The 18,806-nt window shown below is 52.9% G+C and carries 17 protein-coding genes and 1 pseudogene; 13 read left to right on the top strand and 5 right to left on the bottom strand.

Annotated elements, in window-relative coordinates; genetic code table 11:
* Positions 1-17 precede the first annotated feature (17 nt).
* Positions 18-1,740 (top strand): annotated as a pseudogene (locus TY10_RS06940) (adenine deaminase).
* 62 nt (positions 1,741-1,802) lie between these two features.
* On the opposite strand, the gene TY10_RS06935 reads toward TY10_RS06940, so the two are convergent.
* Positions 1,803-3,704, bottom strand: a complete 1,902-nt coding sequence (locus tag TY10_RS06935; protein WP_238327488.1) for a glycosyl hydrolase family 18 protein — start codon at positions 3,702-3,704, stop codon at positions 1,803-1,805.
* A gap of 200 nt (positions 3,705-3,904) precedes the next feature.
* Here TY10_RS06935 and TY10_RS06930 point away from each other — a divergent pair, with 200 nt between their 5' ends.
* The 4 genes from TY10_RS06930 (at position 3,905) to TY10_RS06915 (ending at position 7,763) form a co-directional block, all read left to right on the top strand.
* On the top strand, positions 3,905-4,609 hold the full coding sequence (locus TY10_RS06930) for a methyltransferase domain-containing protein (RefSeq protein ID WP_052350411.1): 705 nt from the start codon (positions 3,905-3,907) through the stop codon (positions 4,607-4,609).
* Positions 4,609-5,817, top strand: a complete 1,209-nt coding sequence (locus TY10_RS06925) for an NAD(P)/FAD-dependent oxidoreductase (protein ID WP_042161950.1) — start codon at positions 4,609-4,611, stop codon at positions 5,815-5,817. Before TY10_RS06930 ends, TY10_RS06925 begins: the two co-directional genes overlap by 1 nt.
* 21 nt (positions 5,818-5,838) lie before the next feature.
* The gene (locus TY10_RS06920) at positions 5,839-6,372 is read left to right on the top strand and encodes an SRPBCC family protein (RefSeq protein WP_042161947.1); all 534 of its coding nucleotides are present in this window, start codon (positions 5,839-5,841) and stop codon (positions 6,370-6,372) included.
* Between the two features lie 158 nt (positions 6,373-6,530).
* Positions 6,531-7,763, top strand: a complete 1,233-nt coding sequence (locus TY10_RS06915) for a beta-ketoacyl-[acyl-carrier-protein] synthase family protein (protein ID WP_042161944.1) — start codon at positions 6,531-6,533, stop codon at positions 7,761-7,763.
* Between the two features lie 101 nt (positions 7,764-7,864).
* Here the strand turns inward: TY10_RS06915 and TY10_RS06910 are convergent, their stop codons facing one another.
* A complete protein-coding gene (locus TY10_RS06910; RefSeq protein ID WP_042161942.1) occupies positions 7,865-8,146 on the bottom strand; it encodes a YxcD family protein in 282 nt (93 codons plus the stop codon).
* Positions 8,146-8,583, bottom strand: a complete 438-nt coding sequence (locus TY10_RS06905) for a hypothetical protein (protein ID WP_042161939.1) — start codon at positions 8,581-8,583, stop codon at positions 8,146-8,148. Before TY10_RS06905 ends, TY10_RS06910 begins: the two co-directional genes overlap by 1 nt.
* A 153-nt stretch (positions 8,584-8,736) precedes the next feature.
* Here TY10_RS06905 and TY10_RS06900 point away from each other — a divergent pair, with 153 nt between their 5' ends.
* On the top strand, positions 8,737-9,273 hold the full coding sequence (locus tag TY10_RS06900; protein WP_063510424.1) for a DUF309 domain-containing protein: 537 nt from the start codon (positions 8,737-8,739) through the stop codon (positions 9,271-9,273).
* 38 nt (positions 9,274-9,311) lie between these two features.
* Here TY10_RS06900 and TY10_RS06895 read toward each other — a convergent pair whose 3' ends face one another.
* Positions 9,312-9,884 carry a beta-class carbonic anhydrase gene (locus TY10_RS06895; RefSeq protein WP_063510423.1) on the bottom strand — a complete coding sequence of 191 codons (573 nt, stop codon included), beginning with the start codon at positions 9,882-9,884 and terminating at the stop codon, positions 9,312-9,314.
* Between the two features lie 34 nt (positions 9,885-9,918).
* The gene (locus tag TY10_RS06890; protein ID WP_042161936.1) at positions 9,919-10,239 is read right to left on the bottom strand and encodes an iron-sulfur cluster biosynthesis family protein; all 321 of its coding nucleotides are present in this window, start codon (positions 10,237-10,239) and stop codon (positions 9,919-9,921) included.
* Positions 10,240-10,378: 139 nt separating this feature from the next.
* On the opposite strand from TY10_RS06890, the gene TY10_RS06885 reads away from it, so the two are divergent.
* The 7 genes from TY10_RS06885 to TY10_RS28725 form a co-directional block, all read left to right on the top strand.
* On the top strand, positions 10,379-11,893 hold the full coding sequence (locus tag TY10_RS06885) for a carboxypeptidase M32 (protein ID WP_042161934.1): 1,515 nt from the start codon (positions 10,379-10,381) through the stop codon (positions 11,891-11,893).
* A gap of 1,079 nt (positions 11,894-12,972) precedes the next feature.
* Positions 12,973-13,983 carry an ABC transporter substrate-binding protein gene (locus tag TY10_RS06880; protein ID WP_042161931.1) on the top strand — a complete coding sequence of 337 codons (1,011 nt, stop codon included), beginning with the start codon at positions 12,973-12,975 and terminating at the stop codon, positions 13,981-13,983.
* Between the two features lie 21 nt (positions 13,984-14,004).
* A complete protein-coding gene (locus TY10_RS06875; RefSeq protein WP_081735146.1) occupies positions 14,005-14,808 on the top strand; it encodes an ABC transporter ATP-binding protein in 804 nt (267 codons plus the stop codon).
* A 58-nt stretch (positions 14,809-14,866) separates the two neighbouring features.
* On the top strand, positions 14,867-15,664 hold the full coding sequence (locus TY10_RS06870) for an ABC transporter permease (protein ID WP_081735148.1): 798 nt from the start codon (positions 14,867-14,869) through the stop codon (positions 15,662-15,664).
* A 69-nt stretch (positions 15,665-15,733) separates the two neighbouring features.
* A complete protein-coding gene (locus tag TY10_RS06865) occupies positions 15,734-16,702 on the top strand; it encodes an aromatic acid exporter family protein (protein ID WP_042161929.1) in 969 nt (322 codons plus the stop codon).
* 107 nt (positions 16,703-16,809) lie between these two features.
* The gene (locus TY10_RS06860; RefSeq protein ID WP_042161927.1) at positions 16,810-17,379 is read left to right on the top strand and encodes an outer spore coat protein CotE; all 570 of its coding nucleotides are present in this window, start codon (positions 16,810-16,812) and stop codon (positions 17,377-17,379) included.
* 141 nt (positions 17,380-17,520) lie between these two features.
* The coding region (locus TY10_RS28725; RefSeq protein WP_052350410.1) for a putative amidoligase domain-containing protein at positions 17,521-18,806 on the top strand (1,286 nt) is incomplete at its 3' end.

Genomic DNA, 18,806 nt, shown 5'->3' with positions numbered 1-18,806 from the left:
TTGGAGGTGCAGACAACATGCGTGCAGATCAATTCATCGAAAACGTCCAGATATTCAACAGTTATTTCAAGCGGTTTGAGAACGGCAATGCGGCTGTACTGGATGGGAAATTTATATATATCGGCAAGCTGGGAGCAGAGAGCTTCGAGGCTGCTGAAATCGTAGACGGGCAAGGGCGTTACATGATCCCGGGCCTCATCGATATTCATCTTCATATTGAAAGCTCGATGATTACGCCTAAGGCGTTCTCGCATGCTTTGATTCAAAACGGGGTAACGACGATTGTACCGGAGCCCCATGAAATGGCCAATGTGTTTGGCTTGGACGGAGTTAAGGAAATGATCAAGGCGAGCCAGGATTGTGTAGCCGATATGTTCTACGCCATTCCGAGCTCGGTTCCTGCAACATCGATGGAGACGACAGGCGGCTCCATCGAGATTGAAGACATTGATGAGCTGCTGCGTACAGAGCGCATCATCTGTCTTGGGGGAGATCATGAACTATGTGGATGTGATCACAGACCCGGATTGCAAGACGAATCAGATTCTGAAGCATATCACGGCCAACTATCCGCATCTGATTATTGAGGGTCATGTACCGAAGCTGCTGGATCTGGATCTGCATCGGATGATTGTAAGTGGTGTAGATTCGGACCATACCCACCAAACGATTGAGGGGATGGAAGCTAGAATTAGCGCGGGCATGTTCATTGAGCTGCAGGAAAAATCGATGACGCCCGAAGTGATCAATTATTTGATTCAGCATGACGTATCCGAGCATTTCTGCTTCGTGACAGACGACGTCATGCCGGATTCGTTCCAGAAGCGCGGCCATCTGAATCATATCGTACGCAAAGCGATCAAGATGGGCTTGGAGCCGGAAAAAGCGATCTATGCGAGCACGTTTACACCGGCGAGAAGAATGCGTATGCATGACCGGGGCGTTATTGCACCGGGGAAAATAGCTGACTTTGTCCTTCTTGCCGACTTGCAGGAGCTGACTGTAAGCGAAGTCTTCAAGAGCGGCCGCAAAGTCTATGATACAACCGAGGCTTATGAGCCAGCGGCAAGCGAGCGGGCTTTTCCGCAGCACTTCTACGAGAGTGTGAAGCTTAACGCATTGACAGCAGAGGATTTCCACGTCTCATCAGCAGAAGCGGACGGGAAGTATATCGGCCGTGTGATGATGGTGAAGGATGGCTCGACCTTTGTTGAGGAGCACCAGACGGAAGTCGAAGTTCAAGACGGGCAATTGCTGTGGCAGGAGAGCGGTTATGGACTGATCGCGACGTTCGAGCGTTATGGGAAAAATGGCAACCGCGCCTATGGCTTGATTGGCGGAGATACCATCCGCCGCGGTGCTGTCGCGACGACCTATTCTCATGACAATCATAATCTGCTTGTCGTCGGCCATAATCCGGTCGATATGATGCTGGCAGCCAATGAGGTTATTGCCAATCAGGGCGGTTTCTGTGCAGTAGAGGATGGAGAAATTCTTGCCAGTCTCAAGCTGCCGATCGGCGGCATTCTGACGGAGGAGCCGCTTGAGCAAACTGCGCAGGAGGTTGAGCAGCTGCTGAATGCGATGAAGGATTTAGGCTATCGTCATTATAATCCGATTATGTCAATCAGCACGCATTCCTTAGCTGTAAGTCCAGCGCTTAAAATTACTGATTTCGGCCTCATTGACGTCAATAAAGGGAAGGTTATTCCTTTGCTGATCGGACAGGCGCCTAATTAACAAACAAAATCCCCGGTTTCCATCAAGTTGATGGGAACCGGGGATTTTTGCTGTTTATTTCGTTAGGACTGATTGCGAAGCATCATCGTCCAGAGGTCTGAGCTTTCATAGCCGAGACGCCAAGCGCCAATACCGGCCAGATCGTATTTTTTCGCGATATCGATTCGGGCTTGTACCGTTGCGGTCGTTTCCGCCCAGAACAGGTAAGTGAAGCCATCCTTCACATACGAATACTTCGTCATCCCGTATTCAGGATCGGCAGTGCCTGTAGCACCTGTATCGGCAATCAGCTTCGGAACATCCTTCATGTAGACGGCCCGGTTGCTGACCAGCTTGCCGCTGCTGTCCAGCTTCCATTCCCGTACGTAGAACGGAATGCCCAGCATCAGCTTGTCGCGCGGAATGCCGTAGGACAGAAACTGCTGGACGCCTTCTTCAACCCATTTCAGACCGGCAACCGGACCTGGGGCAGGGCTTGTGCTCCAGAATTGATCGTAAGCCATTATGATGATCGTATCGACGATCGTTGCTAACGCAGCATGATCATAGGCGGTCAGATGATTCCAGCTAGCGCTGCCGCGAGGCAGGTCGATGGACAGCTTCATCCCCTTATCATGCACGGTTTTAGCCAGCGCCTTGACGAATGCGGTATAGGCTGCGCGGTCCGTTCCTGCGACTTCCTCGAAGTCGAGGTTCAGGCCGTATACGCCAAGCGCAGAAAGCCGGTCAACGAGACGGGCAATGAAGTCCTGCTGTGCTTTCGCATCTGCTAGAAACGCTGTTGTCATCTTCTTGTCGAACTGGTTGTGCAAGAGCGGCATGACGAGAATGCCCTTCTCCTTCAGCGTTGCAACAACAAAAGGATCGGAATTATCCTTCAGCGTGCCGTCGGCAGCGCCAAGCTCGAACCAGGTTGGCGAGTCGATGTTAAGCCCTTGCGTATTGGCAACATGGCCCAATATGACAGAGGTGCTGGAGCTGCCGTTCCAGCCTAGATAGACGAGTGCTTTCGTATTGCTCCAAAGCTTGCGATCGTCCGGATTGCGAATCGAGCTGTTGGAGTAGCCTTTGGCATAAGCCAGCGCGGATTTCAGCGTGTGGAAGCTTTTCAGCTTCTTATCGCTCTGATAGACAGTTAGGTAAGCGCTATTCGTCCACCAGACTGCGCCTTGGAAGGAAATTTCCGAGTTGGCATAGTATGTCGCGAATTGAATCGCTTTGTCCAAGCTCACAAATGCCTTGATCGGCTTGCCGCTCTGCGAGACGGTGTAAGCCGGTACGTTGGAATGAACGATTTTTCCTGTTTTCGTATTCACGATGGTACTGCCTGTTATAGAAGAAGCCGCCTTGATTGCATCGTATAGAAAAGGATAGGACTTCGACTGCTGGGCAGTCTCGCCATCAACGGAGATTTCATAAATCGCGCTGCCTTGGCGAAGCTTCGTTTTCTGGGCAGTGGTCAAGTTATCCCACACCCATTGATTCGTCGAGAGCTCCATGACATGGGAGCCAGTCCATTTCGCAGCCTCTTTCTTCGCTGCTGCGAGCGTCGTGAATCCCCAGCTATCCTTCGTATTCTCGCCTTGGTAAAGCTGATATTTGGCATAGGATTGATAGATCCAGCCCGGTTTCTCCAAATCTCGAATATGTACGCCGGTCAGCTTGGAGGCGGCTGCCAAAGCTTGCTCATAAGTGCGGAATTCCCACTTGGTGCTGGATTTGCTTCCTTGATAGATTTTGTATCGCGGGAAGTTGTCCCAAACCCATGTACGGCCAGTAATCCCCTCGACATGGCTGTACTCGAATCCGCTTGCGTAGGCGATCGCCTGCTTCTCGGTGGCGAATTCTTTCAAAGCCTTGTCGTTCTGATAGACACGATACTTCGTCATTGCGGCAACGGATGGGCTGGCTGCGTTTGCCGCTGAAGCTGTTAAGGTATAGGCGGCGAACAGAAGCAGCACCATCGCTGTCATTCTCCTCATCAACACTTGCTTTCATCACACTCCTCTCAGTACTCCTATTAATAGACGCGCTAGATTCGCAGAGGTTGCGGCGAATACTGTCGAAAGGACCCGGTGTAAATAATTCCAGCAAAAGCCCGGCAAAGGCGGATAAAAAAAGTGGAAAACAATAACAATAAGCAAAACGAGAAGGAGGCTGCCTTGTGAATCGGCTTATGACAAAGGAGTGGCTGGACGATGATGAGGGCGATCAGCGCGTCGCGCCGGAGGAGCTGGAGTTCAGCTTGGGCGAGGTTTGGGATGTCAACCGGTATTTGGGCGGCAATCCCGCTTTATTCAATCATTTGGACCGGCTGCTGCTCCGTGTCGGACGAAAGGAAGATATAACGGTATTGGATGTCGCCACTGGCCTTGCGGATATTCCGCTTGCGCTGGCAGCGCGATGCCGCAGAAAAGGATTGGCCGTCTCTATTGTCGGTGTTGATATGCATCCCGATATCGTGAAGCTGGCGGAGCGAAGGACGGCGGAGGATACGGCGGTGCAGGTGAGACAAGCAGACGGCACTGCGCTGCCCTACGCAGACAACAGCTTTGATATCGCATTCAGCAATTTGGCACTGCATCATATGGACGATGAGGCTGCAGTCAAGCTGCTTCAGGAAATGAACCGGGTCTCAAGAATCGGCTGGGTTATTACCGATCTTGAACGTCATACGGTAGCCTATGCCGCTGCCAAGCTGCTGGCGCGTTATGTCTGGCAAAGCCCCGTCACAAAGCATGACGGTCCTCTGTCCGTTCAGCGCTCCTTCACAGTGGGAGAAGCTAGGGCATTAATTAGGCAGGCGGGTGTCGAGGCATCGGTTCGACGGCATTTTCCATTCCGGCTCGCCCTCGTAGGAGAAAGCTGATGTGTAGCGGGACGTTGGAATGCGCATATGATGTTGTCGTTGCCGGTGCAGGGCCGGCGGGAAGTGTGCTTTCAAGACTGCTTGCGCTGCAAGGTGCGAAAGTACTCATGGTTGACGCGGCACCTTTCCCTAGACGGAAGCCATGCGGCGAGTCGCTTAATCCGGGTGCTGTTCAGACGCTAAGCCGTTTGTACGACGGGCGACAGGCGGATGAATGGCTTCATGAAGCTTCAATTCCGCATTCGGTGCTGAACGGCTGGCAGCTTAACAGTGCTGCTGTGGGCTCAAGCCGAATGACGACACTTGCTGCTTCCTATGGCGATAACCGCTATGGCATCGGCTGTAAGCGAGAGCTGCTGGATGGCTGGCTGATTGAGCAGGCATACCGTGCTGGCGTCGTATTTGAGGAAAAGACGAGGCTGGAGCGCTTGATCTGGGAAAAGGGCCGTCTAATCGGCGTCGAGGTTCGACGATTGGGCGATGGGCAGCGGCCGCAAATGGTGCGAACGCAAATGGTTGCAGGTGCAGACGGCATTCGGTCTGCTGTCGCCCGGAGCGCAGATCTAAGCCGGTTCGGCAAGCTGCGAAAAGCGGCGTTGACGGCAAGATTAAACGGAATTGACGGCTTAAGCGGCAAAGTGGAGCTCTATGTGAGCGGAGACCGAGTCATTGGACTTGCGCCGATTGGCGGCGGACTAGCCAATATGACGGTTGCGCTAAGAGGGCTTAAAGCGATGGAAGGTGCCGCAACAGGAAAGGCGGCCTACCTGATGAGCGAAGCCAGACAGTGGGAGGCATTGAAGGAAAGGTTCCATCATGCCGAAATCGAAGGCGATGTACTGGCCTGCGGTCCCTTTGAACGTATCGTTCGCTCAACTGCACTGGAAGGGATGGTGCTCGTGGGCGATGCGGCTGGCTATTATGATCCTATGACGGGACAAGGCATTTACCGGGCATTAAGGAGCGCGGAGCTTGCTGCCCCTGCTTTAATGGAGGCGCTCCAGACGGGCAGCCATCGCGCCTTGCAGTGGTATAACCGGCAGCGGTTAACGGAATTTTCCGGCTCGCTGCGGCTGCAGAAGCTCATTGAGCAGGCAAGCCGATATGAGCGGCTGTGGAGAGCCGGCTTGCAGGTGATCGGTGCTTCGGAAGCATTGACGAACAGGCTGGCTGCAGCCATCAGCGACAGCCGTCCTGTGCACAGATAGAAGAGGAAGGAGGCGTAGGCCATGTATACCTATAACGAAGTGACGATGAATTGTTCGCCGGAAACGGCATTCCACTATGCGCGAGAGGTTGAGCGTTGGCCGGAGCTGCTGCCGCATTACCGCCGGACATCATTCCAGCAAGGCAGCAGTGATCGGGGCGGGACAGTAGAAATGGCGGCGTACCGGCCATTCAAACCGTTGAAATGGCCGGTGTGGTGGACTAGCGACATGGAAGTTGATGAGGTGAAGCAAGTCGTCCGGTATAAGCACATCAAGGGTGTGACGCGGAATATGGAGGTGGAATGGCGGCTGGAGCCGGTAGCAGAAGACGCGGTTAAAGTCTCGATTATTCACCGGTGGTACAGTCCGCCGTTCGGCCGCCGATTGCTTGCTGGTATCATTTGCAATAAGTTCGTCCACGCTATCGCAGACCGAACGCTCCAAGGCTTGAAGCAGCATGCGGAGCTGGAGCAGCTGGAAAAGCAAGAACAGCAAGAGAAGCAGGAACAAGTAAGGCAAGCAGGGAGAGAAGCGTTACAAGTGATAAGAGTGTAAGAAACCGAAAAAGAGCAAAACGAAATGGAGAAATAGAAGTAACGAAATAAAGAAATAAAGAAATAGTGAATAGTGCAGAAGAACAAGAAGAACAAGAAGAACAAGAAGATCAAGTTGCCAAGCGTAAAGGTTTTAAACGATACAAGGAGGAATTGCGCATGAGTCCTATCAAAGCAGTAATTACCGGCATCGGATGTGTGACGCCAATCGGCATTGGCGTTCAGGCTTTATGGGAAGGGGTACAGAAGGGGACAAGCGCGGTCAAAGCCATTGACCGTTTCGCGCCCGAAGGGCTCCGCAGTCGCATTGCCGCTCAAATTGACGGCTTTCAGGCTGAGGATTACATGGACAAGAAGAGAGCTCATCGCATGGACCGGTACTCCCAGCTTGCTGTTGCGGGAGGGAGGCTTGCCCTTCAGGATGCTGGTTTGAGCGCGGATAGCGTGGAAGCGGAGCGAGCAGGCATCTTCATGGGCAGTGCCCTGGGCGGCATTGCATACGCGGAGGAGCAGTGCGGTCAGTACTTCAACGGCGGGTTTCGTTCCGTATCGCCGACATTGGGTTTCTCCGTATTTGGGGGGGCGGCATCCTGCAATTTGGCGATGGAGTTCGGCTTTCAAGGTACTAATGAGACCAATGCGATGTCCTGTGCGTCCGGCGCGGTCGCAATTGGGCGAGCCATGCAGGCTATTCAGCGAGGCGAAGCTGATGTAATGCTGGCAGGCGGCTCGGAAGCGCCGCTTGCGCCGCTTTCCTTCGGCGCATTCGATATGCTGCGCGCGATGTCGACGCGCAATGAATTGCCGTCGGGGGCAAGCCGGCCATTCGACCGCAATCGCGACGGCTTTGTGATGGGAGAAGGCTCAGCGGTGCTTGTCATTGAAGCTGAGCATCATGCCAGGGCACGAGGGGCCGTTATTTATGGCGAAGCAGCAGGCTTTGGACTGACCAATGACGCTCACCATATGAGCGCGCCGCTGCCAAGTGGCATGCAGGCGGCGAGAGCGTTAAGGCAAGCGCTTGCGGCAGCCGGTCTGTCGCCGGATGATATTGATTACGTCAACGCTCATGGTTCATCCACTTTGCTCAATGACGTGACGGAATCGAAGGTCATCCGTGATGTGTTCGGCAGCCGTCCGGTAGCCGTCAGCGGAACAAAAGGGTTGTATGGCCATCCCCTTGGTGCTTCAGGTGCTATTGAGGCTGCAATTACGTTATTATCGCTGCGGAATGAATGGCTGCCCCCAACGACAAATTTGGATGAACCCGATCCGGCAGCCGATATCGATCTTGTCGCCCGGCATGCTCGCGAGACGCGGGCGAATGCCGCGGTGTCGAATTCATACGGCTTCGGAGGCGTCAATGCCGTGCTCGCATTTCGCAGAGCGTAACGGCGTCCTGCCATACCCGATCTAACAGAAAGAGGGCATTCGCTTGGCGGCCGTATGAAACGGCCGCTAGCAAATGCCCTCTTTTACACGTATGAACAATTTTATTCCGTAATGTCGGCGAAAAATTCTTCGTCCGCATCCAACTTAATGTTGGAGCGGAATACGCGCTGATTGTACTCTGTATACATATACTGCTCAATCGCTTCCAGCAGGTTGGACTCAATCAAGTATTGACTGCGCCCATTTACCCATACCTCTGCGGTAAAGCCGTATTGTTCTTCCCATGATAGCTGTACTTCCACGTCCTGCGGCTTTACGCCTTTACGCTCTGCCATATGAAGACATACGGCATTAATAATTTCATCTGTGTAAATCCGGGTCATTAATAAGGACCCCGCGGATTAGGCGTTTTTTTGTTGCGAATATACTTAAATGCGGCCACGATAACCATCACGATGGCAGCGATAGCAAGCAAGTTTACCAAGAAGCCGAGTGCTTGACCAAATGCGCCCATGCCGCCAAACATTCCGCCGAACAACATACCAGCCAAACCGCCGACAAGCATACCTTTCATGAAGCTTCCGCCAAATCCGGATTTCGTAGCAGCGCCAGCTGTTCCAGCAGCTCCGCCTGTTTTAGTACCCGGATTGGATTGGCTTACGCCACTGCCTTGATCCGTCTTCTTAGGGGTTTGCGTGAAGCTTTGCTTTGGAGATTTCATTCCGCCGCCGCCACCGCGTTTTGCCGCATCTGCAACTTGTCCAAAACCAAGCGTCAGAAACAACATCATAGCGAGCATTAAAACTAACCCTTTCTTCATTGCTATTCTCCTCCTAGATCTCTGTGTAATGGATTCATTGCTATCATATACATTTACGGCTATTATTAACGAAGGTTTCAAATTTTTTTTCTTTAATAGACTATTATGCTGCGAATTAAAAAATTTATTCATTTTGCAATGGGGGAGTGCGGTATGGAAGAGCGCTATCCGGACGCTTACTTGCATTATTTAATGGAATATCATGCGACTCGTGATTTTTTCGAATGTCATGAGCTGCTGGAGGAATATTGGAAGGAGCATCCCGGAGATTTGCGGGCAGAAGTGTGGGTGGGCTTGATTCAACTGGCTGTTGGTCATTATCATTTGCGCAGAGGCAACTACAATGGTGCCCGTAAAATCTACGCAAATGCGCTGCACCGGCTAAATCCGCCAGCGCTCAAAGGACTTGGAGTTGACGGAGATAAGCTGCTGCATGCTCTTTCTCAGAGACAAGAGAAGCTTATGGCAAGCGAGTTAGTCGGCTACGAGGAGATGGATTTTGAACTCATCGATCCGCAGCTTGCGTCAGAAATGCAGAAGCGCTGCCAGGCGGCGGGGTTGCAGTGGGGGAAAATAGCAGGCATCGAAGACGCTGTCATTCACCGTCACAAGCTTCGCGACCGCAGTGATGTCATTGCCGCAAGGGCGGCAGCAGCCGAATTGAAAAATGAAGAGCCGTCCCGGCGCTAAATAGCGTCAAGACGGCTCTTCTTTTTTATAGAAGCGGATTAGCCTTTAAGGGATTTGTAGCCATCGACAATCAGATCCAGCTCACCGGTCTCAGGGTTGATTGCCAAGCCGTGTACAGGAACATTTGCCGGCAATAGCGGGTGGTTCCGCACGATGCCAACGCTTTTCTCCACACTTTCCTTGACGTTGTCGAAGCCAGTCAGCCAGCGCATCAGATTCAGACCGGAGTTGCGGAGCGTCTCGATCGTATCTTCGGAAATGCCGCGTTCCAGCATATGGCCAACAACAACCTCCGGATCAAGACCTGTCATGCCGCAATCGTGGTGGCCAATAACGAATACCTCGTCCGCTTTCAGCTCATAGACAGCGACCAGCACGCTTCGCATCAGGTTGCCGAATGGCTGCGTAATGATTGCGCCAGCGTTTTTTATAATTTTGGAATCACCATTTTTCAAGTTCATTGCTTTGGGAAGAAGCTCAGTCAAACGAGTGTCCATGCATGTGACGATAACCATTTTGCGATCCGGAAATTTGGTCGTCAAATATTGCTCGTATTCTTTCTTCTCGACAAAGTTGTTATTGTACTCCAAAATTTGCTCCAATTTATTCATTTCCAGTTCCTCCTTAGGCTGTTGCACAATGGCGTTAGTTTTTTACAAAACGCAGATCAAGCGTGTAGATCTGACTATCGCTTTTCAAACTGAGACTATCCCGATCTGCATTGTAATCGATCCGCATTTGCGGCTCAAAAAAAACCTCGTGACGAGGTTCAAATAGAAACGGGAGGGGGTCGCCTTCGGCCAGCTTGTCATCAACCGTCGTCTCCTTCACAAGCTGAAGGGCAGGCACACCGCTCATTACGCAGCCGCAGCCTTCCGTATCATGCAGCAGCTTCAACTGCCGGCTGCCGTCGGCTATGTATGGAGTCAGAAAATCGACTGCTGCAGATGAGAATGAAATATGCATAGACAATACCTCGCTTTCCTTGCCGCTTCGCCGATTTCGTTGTAACGGCTAAGGTTGATTATACTTTTTGTTAACGGTAAGATCAAGATAGGAAACCCTGCAATTTCATCCACTCCAATATGGAAAGGCGGCTTGTAAAATGACCGTACATAACGAGAAAACGCTTCCTTTATTTATGGAAACGATTCGTAAAGTGAAAAGCTATGAGGAAGCGCTGGGCGTGCTGTATTGGGACTTGCGCACAGGTGCTCCGCGCAAAGGAATGGATACCCGTTCTGAATCGATCGGCGCGTTGTCCGGCGACATGTTCAAATTGTCCACATCGCCCGAGCTGGGCGAGTATCTGACGTCGCTTGAAGAGCCGCAAACCTTCGAGAGCTTGTCCGAAATCGAGCAGCGGCTAGTGACGGAAACGCGCAAGGATTACGACCGGAGCGTCAAAATCCCGCAAAAGCTGTATCAAGAGTATGTCGTGTTAGCCGCACAGACGGAAAATAAGTGGGAAGAGGCGAAAGCGAACAACGACTTTGCCGGCTTCCAGCCTTACTTGGAAAAGGTGATTGGCTACCAGCAGCAGTTTATCGATCTATGGGGCGCGAAGGACACTCGTTACGACACGCTGCTCGATCAATATGAGCCGGGCATGACGACGAAGGAGCTGGACCGCGTATTCGGCGGGCTTCGTGAGCAGCTTGTGCCGCTGGCGGCGGCCATTGCGGCTTCTCCGCATCAGCCGGATACGTCTTTCTTGCAGCAAAATTACGATAAAGAGGCTCAAAAGGCGTACAGCAAGTTTATTTTGAACGAAATGGGCTATGATTTTGACGCGGGACGCCTCGACGAGAGTGTTCATCCGTTTGCGACCGGACTGAGTCCCGGCGACGTGCGCATTACGACGCGTTACTTGGTGGACGATGTGACGAGCGCTTTGTTCGGCACCATCCATGAAGGCGGGCACGCCCTCTATGAGCAAAATATTATGCCGGAGCTTATCGGTACGACACTGTGCACAGGAACTTCTATGGGCATTCATGAATCACAGTCCCGTTTCTGGGAAAATGTAATCGGCCGCAGTAAACCGTTCTGGGAACGATACTACGGTGATTTACAGCAGAAATTCCCGGGACAGCTGAACGTTCCCGTAGAGCAATTTTATCGCGGCATCAACGTTGTGCAGCCTTCACTCATTCGGATTGAAGCGGATGAGCTGACATACAATCTGCATATTATTATTCGTTACGAGATTGAGAAGCTTATTTTCAATGAAGGAGCGAAAGCTGCTGATCTCCCGGCGATCTGGAATGACAAGTACCGGGAGTATCTGGGCATTACACCGCCGAACGATGCGGAGGGCGTACTTCAGGACGTTCACTGGTCTGGAGGTATGTTCGGCTACTTCCCGTCTTACTCGCTCGGCAACATGTACGCGGCGCAAATCGCTGATACGATGGAACGCGAGCTGCCAGACTTCTGGGGAAGCGTTGGGCGCGGCGAGCTGCTTCCGATCAAAAACTGGCTGTCGGAGCGGATTTACAAGTATGGCAAGCTGAGAACACCGTCTGAGCTTATCCAGAACATTACCGGCAAGCCGCTTGATCCTCAGCATCTGGTTCATTATCTGGAGCGGAAATACAAGGATATTTATAAGCTGTAGAAGAGCGGGCGTAACGTACGTGAGGCACTAGGTTAGGGGAACAGGAAGAGGCTATTGTGATGAAACTGATCAGAGATCAGTTTTGTTGCAGTAGCCTTTGTTGTGTTATTGCCGGAAAAGATGCTGCTTCGTTAAACGTGGTGTTCTGCGCTGGAGGAGGATAGGTAAAAAGTTAGTTTGGGTTAGTGGCTAGGCGCAACTGCAACTAAGTTTTGCAACCTGGGATGGTACAGCGAAGCAGGTTCGCTAAATTGCGAACTGAATTTCGCTCTGCGAGCGGTCTCAGCAAGCAATAAATCTATTGGCGAAGCTAGATTCGCTTTTGGAGAACCATGGTTCACGGATAGCGAATCTAGCTTCGCTATAGCCGGTAAGTCGCAACTGTTGAACGACTACAGCGAACTTTGCTTCGTTAAAAAGCGAAGCAGGTTCGCTGCGGTAATGACAGACGCGTTAGGGAGAGGTAAACATAGGGTTGGCGTGCGCGTAGGCATTTTCAAGGAAGCGATTAGTGTGTTGAAGGGCGGAGCATCGAGCAGCGTAGGAGCCTTTTCTGAATATAAGTGGTTAACGTTACTGTTTCATACCAAGTGAAGGGAATGCTCCGCGGTATAGCGAAGCAGGTTCGCTAAATTGCGAACTGAATTTCGCTATGTGAGCTGTCGCAGCAAGCTATTAATCTATTAGCGAAGCTAGATTCGCTTTTGGAGAACCAAAGTTCACGGATAGCGAACCTAGCTTCGCTGTAACAGATAAGTCGCAACTGTTGAACGTCAACAGCGAACTTTGCTTCGTTAAAAAGCGAAGTAGGTTCGCTGCAGCAACGACAGACGCGTTAGGGAGAGGTAAACATAGGGGGGCGTGCGAGCGAGCATTTTCAAGGAAGCGACTAGTGTGTTGAAGGGAAGAGCATCGTGTCACGTGGGAGCATTCCCTGAGTAAATGGGTGATGACCGCACAGAGTGCGAACACCCCGGCACGCAAGTCCTCGCGTCAGCCTTATGTCAATTCACCGCCGGGCGTTTCGCTGCATAGGCTGGAGTACTAACGACATGCGAAGAAAAACGGGAGGAATCAACATGGGGAAACGGGTGTGGATGGCGCTGCTGCTCTCTGTCGTGCTGCTGACCACCGCGGCGCTGTCCGGCTGCGGGAACGGCAGTTCGGAGAAGACGAAGGTGACCATCGGGGAAGTGACGCGGTCACTATTTTATGCGCCGCAATACGTAGCGCTGGCAAAGGGATTTTTCAAGGATGAAGGGCTCGACGTGGAACTGACGACGACGGCAGGCGGCGATAAGACGATGACGGCATTGCTGTCGGGTGTCATTGATGTCGCACTGGTCGGCTCGGAAACTTCGATTTATGTCTATCAGCAAGGTGCTGATGATCCGGTCATCAATTTTGCACAGCTGACGCAGACGGACGGTACGTTTCTGGTGGCGCGCAAAGCTGACGATGGGTTTGACTGGAATAAGCTGAAGGGGACGGTGTTCCTCGGCCAAAGAAAAGGCGGCATGCCGCAAATGGCAGGCGAGTTCGCGCTCAAAAAACACGGTATCGATCCTCATAATGATCTGGAGCTCATCCAGAATATCGATTTTGCCAACATATCTGCCGCTTACGCGTCAGGTACAGGCGAGTATGTACAGTTGTTTGAGCCAACAGCTTCAATTTTCGAAAAAGAGGGTAAAGGCCATGTTGTCGCATCATTTGGTGTGGAAAGCGGACATTTGCCGTACACCGTATTTATGACGAAGCAAAGCTTTATTAAGAAAAATAAAACGACCGTTCAGAAATTTACGAACGCCGTTCACAAAGCCCAGCTTTGGGTAGCGGAAAATAACGCTGAGACGATCGCGGACGCCGTGCTTCCTTATTTCGATAACGTTGACCGCGATATTTTGATAAGCTCCATCGATCGTTACAAGCAGCAAGGCTCTTATGCTTCAGATCCTATCATCGATGAAGCAGAATGGAATAATCTGCTGGACGTTATGACGACAGCCGGAGAGCTGAAGGCTCGCACGGAGCATAAAGCGATCGTTGACAATACGTTCGCGGAGAAGTCAATCGAATCCGTTAAATAACTTGATATCGGGGGGAGAACAATGGCTGACGATCATCGAATGCTGGAGCTGATAGGCGTGTCCCATGTGTATGTCAACGATAAAGGGGCATCGCTTGCCGTTGAACAACTCGATATCACCGTTAACCGCGGAGAATTCGTCAGCCTTGTCGGCCCAAGCGGCTGCGGCAAGACGACGATTCTAAGCATGCTCGCCGGTTTGATCTCGCCGACGAAGGGGCAGGTTTTGCTTGGAGGAGATGCCGTTTCGGGTCCGTCGACAAAGGTTGGTTATATGCTTCAGCAGGATTTCTTGTTTCCGTGGCGCACGATCCGTGACAACGCCGCAATCGGCCTGGAAATAACGGGCCGTAAAACGGCCGAAGCGCTGCAAAGAGTCGATGAGCTGCTTGCCGAGCTGGGGCTGCCCGGCTCCGGCAGCCGCTACCCGCATGAGCTTTCCGGCGGCATGCGCCAGCGGGTTGCTCTGGCACGGACGCTCGCGACGGAGCCGGATATCTTGCTGCTCGACGAGCCGTTCTCTGCGCTTGATCTTCATATTAAGCTGCAGCTTGAGGATCTCGTGCAGCAGACGCTGCGCCGGCTTGGCAAGACGGCTATGCTCGTCACGCATGATCTGGCGGAGGCTGCAGCGATGAGTGATCGCGTCATTGTACTTGCCGCCAATCCCGGCAGAATTATTGCGGAGCATATCATGCCGGATGAGCTGCGGTCGGCCTCGCCGATGGACGCCCGCCGTCTTGCCGGGTTTCAGAACGTATTCGACCAGCTTTGGGCGGAGCTGGAAGCAGCTGAGGGAGCGGAAGGGGGCGATACCGGTGAATAAAGAGCAGGAGGAACTGAAAGCCGAGGTTTCCGGCATTCAGGAAGACCGCGTCAGTTGGATGGAAGACTTGCACCTTCGCTTCAAAAAACGGGCACAGCGGCTGACTGCGGCAGTAGGCGCTACGCAAATCGCTATCCTCGTATTGTTTGTTGCGCTCTGGGAAGCGGCAGGCCGGCTCAGATGGATCGATCCGCTGCTGTTCAGTTATCCGTCCAAGCTGTTTAACCAAATATGGACGACGATTGCGGACGGTTCGCTTTGGCCGCATATCGGCATGACCGTATCGGAAACGGCGGTAGGCTTTGCGCTTGGGACGCTGCTTGGCACCGCACTTGCCGCTGCGCTGTGGTGGTTTCCTTTTTTATCACGCGTGTTCGATCCGTATCTGGTCGTGCTCAACAGCTTGCCCAAGGTCGCGCTTGGTCCGCTCTTTATCGTGCTGCTCGGCCCAGGCTTTGTGTCGATCGTTGCGGTGACGCTGTCCGTCACGGTTATCATTACGACGATTAACATTTATAATCAGTTTCGCGAGATCGAAGCGGGATTTATCAAGGTCGTCCGGCTGTTCGGAGCGAGCAGAGCGCAACTGTTCAGGCTCGTTATTTTACCCGCGTCCTTCCCGGTCATTATATCTGCGCTGAAGGTCAATGTCGGGCTTGCGTGGGTCGGGGTCATCGTTGGTGAATTTCTCGTGGCGAAGCTGGGTCTCGGCTACTTGATCATTTACGGCTTCCAAGTATTCAATTTCACCCTTGTTTTGTCCAGCTTGGTCGTGATTGCTGCTGTGGCGACGGTGATGTATCAGTTGGTCGCGATTCTGGAGCGGAAGTTGACGAATGGCTGGCGGGAACGGTAGGATTAAGACGTGATTGGCGCTCTGCGCCTGACGGCTTATGAAAATTCTATCACTACAAAGAGGTCATATATGGGTATTCGAATAATAAAAACTGCCTTAGCGACGATTGCGGCGATTTACACAGCTGTTTACTTCGGATTGGAGCCGCCGCTCGGCGCAGGCATTCTTGCTATTCTCGGCGTTGAAGTGAGCCGGTTGAAGGGACTGAAAAGCGCCCTCGTCCGGTTTGTCGCTTCGGTGCTGGGACTTTTTTTCGCCTCGTTCATCTTTACAGTATTCGGTTTTCATATCTGGGCAGTGGCTTTGTTCATTCTCCTTACGTTCCCGGTGCTTTCCCGTTTTCAATTAAAAGATGGAATTGTGACGAGTGCGGTTATCGTCTTTCATCTGTTCGGAAGAGGAGAGGTTAGCGTTGATGTCATCAGCAACGAGATTATGCTGTTGTTCGCCGGCCTCGGCTGGGCGACGATCATTAATTTGATCTATATGCCGAAGGACAAGCATCTTCTTCAAGGTTTAAAGGAGACGGTGGAACATAAATTTGACGTTATTTTTAATGAGATGGCTCTGACACTGCGGGAGCCTTCTCATATATGGAACGGAAGCGAGCTGCTGGAGGCGCATAATGCGATTGAAGAAGGGGCGCGCCGCTCGGTGCTCAATCGGGAAAACCGGCTTTGGGGGCAGGAGCTCTACTGGTTGAATTATTTCGAGATGCGAAGCCAGCAGCTTGAGCTCATTCAGCAAATGCTGGTGGATTTGGCGATGGTCTATGAGCGGTGGCCGCAGAATGACCATATTGCCGAGCTGATGGAGCAGCTTTCTGAGGATGTGAAGTCGGAAGTGTATACGGGTCTGACGGAGAAGCGGATGGTAGAGCTTGCGCAGCAGTTCAAAGCGATGGATCTTCCGCGTACGCGGGAGGAGTTCGAGGTGCGTGCGGCATTACTCAAGCTGATGCATGAGCTGAAACGCTATTTGGAAGTCGCAAAAAGACTTAAAAAAAGAAAAGTTATTTTAGAACGAGCAGAGTCATAGAATAAAGAGGGAAAAAATTCGTTGTGGAGCGGGAAAAGAAACAGTCACCCTAGACGAATGTCCTGCATACACTTTAAATGAATGATTGTATGGAGGAGGTTAAATCGATGACTATTGCAGATAAACAGCTTCAAGCTAGAGAAATAATAACGAAAGCTGTCTGCGGCAAAGGTCGTAAGTTTTCCACTGTAACCCATACCGTAACGCCGCCTCATCATCCGACCAGCATTCTGGGCGCATGGATAATCAACCATCAATATGAAGCGGTTCGATCGGGCGACGGCATTGAGGTGATCGGTACTTACGATATCAACATTTGGTATTCGTACAGCAAGAACTCACAAACAGACGTAGCAAAAGAATCCGTACATTACGTTGAGCACATTCCGTTGTCTTATGTAGACCCGCGGCATCGGACTGCAACGGAGGAAGTTTCGGCCGAGGCGCTTCAAGAGCCGAACTGCATCGAAGCTAACATTTCGAGCAGCGGCTCCGGTGTAGTTATTCGCGTTGAACGCGAATTCGCGGTGGAAATGATTGCAGAGACGAAAGTGTTTGTTGCCGTTTTTCCAGGCGGTGCGGACGGTCTGGATGGCAAGGATCTCGACTTCAACTTGGGCGATGGCGACGGGGATTACGAGGATTTGGACCCGGATTTGCTGGACGACGAGCTGTAACTCGTGCCCTCAAGCTTTACTGTATCTTATGCTGCGTGAGCGGCAGATTCGAGGGCGAAAGCCCTCTTTTTTTGAAAAAATTAGACGATTGGCAGCATTGGAAGTGATCGATTGGAAGCCCGGATAAAGAAGGTGGCGGCAATGACTGCGACATGGGTCTGGGACGGGGATGATGACCGTCTGGAGCGGATAGGCAAGGCTGCATCGCCATTGTCGTCTACAGCTATAAGGAGCTATGGCACATACCATGAAGTAGCGGAGGGCGATGCAGTCGTTGTATTGTCCACGGGGAAAAAAATAACGCCGAGCCATTATCCAGGCGCGGTGCTAGTCAATGAAGGCGCCGCGACAGCCGCTGTGATGTCCGCTGCGGATAAGGAGCGGCGCTGGCGCCGCGCGGGGCTGGCGCGCGCAGCGCAGGAGGACGAGCGCTTATACCGCGTCGTCTTGTTTCAGCTGGAGCCGATCGAGCTGATGCGATTGGATCGGCAGGGGACGGCCCTTGGGCGGAGGCGCAGGCAGTCCGCAGCGCCCGGAGGGCCGTGTTTGGGAGGGGCCGGCCGAGCAGCTTCAGCTGCGCAATGGCCGGCAGACCCGGTACTGCGGCGCGTCGTCCGGGCAGCGACGAGCGGGCTCTATGTGCTGGGCCTCGATATCGGAGAGGCCGATGTGGCGCTGGGGGCGGACGGGAGGGCAGCCGTCCGCGCGGCAAGGGCTTTGGGTAAGGCCGAGCTGGTGCGGCGCTGGCCGGATGCGCTGGCGGGTTATGCCGCTGGTTACGAAGCGGCTTATAATGAATGTGCGAATCGTACCATTCTAATTGGTGCTGATCCGGAATTTGTTCTGATCCGGCAGGATGGTCGGGTCGCGCCTGCCTCGCGGTTTTTGGGTGAGGGAACAGGGGGAGCTGCGGGAAGCGACGCCTTGCTGGTCGGGAGGCGCATCGTGTATCCTGTTGCGGAGCTGCGACCGGAACCAGCGGCAGATCCGGCTGCGCTGGCCGAGCATGTCAGGCAGCTGCTGCGCCGCGCTGCCGCTCGCATTAGCGACCCTGCGCTCCGCTGGGCCGCAGGCGCGATGCCTGTACCGGGGCTGGCGCTCGGCGGGCATATCCATCTCAGCGGCGTACCGGTATCGAGCCGGCTGCTGAGGCTGCTCGACAGTTTTGTAGCATTCCCGCTTGCGCTTGTGGAAGATCCCGCCGGCCGCGGACGAAGGCCCCGCTACGGCGCGCTGGGCGATTTCCGCCTGCAGCCGCATGGCGGATTCGAATACCGGACGCTGCCGAGCTGGCTTGTATCGCCGGCCGCGGCCAAAGCTTGCTTCGCGTTAGCGCTCCTGTGCGCCCGCGAAGCGAAGACGCTTTCGTACATACCGGCTCTTGATGAGCGGTATGTTGAAGCCTTCTATGCCGGCGACCGGGCGGA

This window comes from Paenibacillus gorillae (assembly GCF_000513275.1).
Taxonomy (GTDB): Bacteria; Bacillota; Bacilli; order Paenibacillales; family Paenibacillaceae; genus Pristimantibacillus; species Pristimantibacillus gorillae.
This window is presented reverse-complemented; position numbering and strand designations above follow the sequence as displayed.

Coding starts and splice junctions, on each gene's coding strand:
- TY10_RS06935 (WP_238327488.1), bottom strand. CDS start 3,704: ATGGTGCTGCTTCTGTTCGCCGCCTATACCTTAACAGCTTCAGCGGCA.
- TY10_RS06925 (WP_042161950.1), top strand. CDS start 4,609: ATGTGTAGCGGGACGTTGGAATGCGCATATGATGTTGTCGTTGCCGGT.
- TY10_RS06920 (WP_042161947.1), top strand. CDS start 5,839: ATGTATACCTATAACGAAGTGACGATGAATTGTTCGCCGGAAACGGCA.
- TY10_RS06915 (WP_042161944.1), top strand. CDS start 6,531: ATGAGTCCTATCAAAGCAGTAATTACCGGCATCGGATGTGTGACGCCA.
- TY10_RS06910 (WP_042161942.1), bottom strand. CDS start 8,146: ATGACCCGGATTTACACAGATGAAATTATTAATGCCGTATGTCTTCAT.
- TY10_RS06905 (WP_042161939.1), bottom strand. CDS start 8,583: ATGAAGAAAGGGTTAGTTTTAATGCTCGCTATGATGTTGTTTCTGACG.
- TY10_RS06900 (WP_063510424.1), top strand. CDS start 8,737: ATGGAAGAGCGCTATCCGGACGCTTACTTGCATTATTTAATGGAATAT.
- TY10_RS06895 (WP_063510423.1), bottom strand. CDS start 9,884: ATGAATAAATTGGAGCAAATTTTGGAGTACAATAACAACTTTGTCGAG.
- TY10_RS06890 (WP_042161936.1), bottom strand. CDS start 10,239: ATGCATATTTCATTCTCATCTGCAGCAGTCGATTTTCTGACTCCATAC.
- TY10_RS06885 (WP_042161934.1), top strand. CDS start 10,379: ATGACCGTACATAACGAGAAAACGCTTCCTTTATTTATGGAAACGATT.
- TY10_RS06880 (WP_042161931.1), top strand. CDS start 12,973: ATGGGGAAACGGGTGTGGATGGCGCTGCTGCTCTCTGTCGTGCTGCTG.
- TY10_RS06875 (WP_081735146.1), top strand. CDS start 14,005: ATGGCTGACGATCATCGAATGCTGGAGCTGATAGGCGTGTCCCATGTG.
- TY10_RS06870 (WP_081735148.1), top strand. CDS start 14,867: ATGGAAGACTTGCACCTTCGCTTCAAAAAACGGGCACAGCGGCTGACT.
- TY10_RS06865 (WP_042161929.1), top strand. CDS start 15,734: ATGGGTATTCGAATAATAAAAACTGCCTTAGCGACGATTGCGGCGATT.
- TY10_RS06860 (WP_042161927.1), top strand. CDS start 16,810: ATGACTATTGCAGATAAACAGCTTCAAGCTAGAGAAATAATAACGAAA.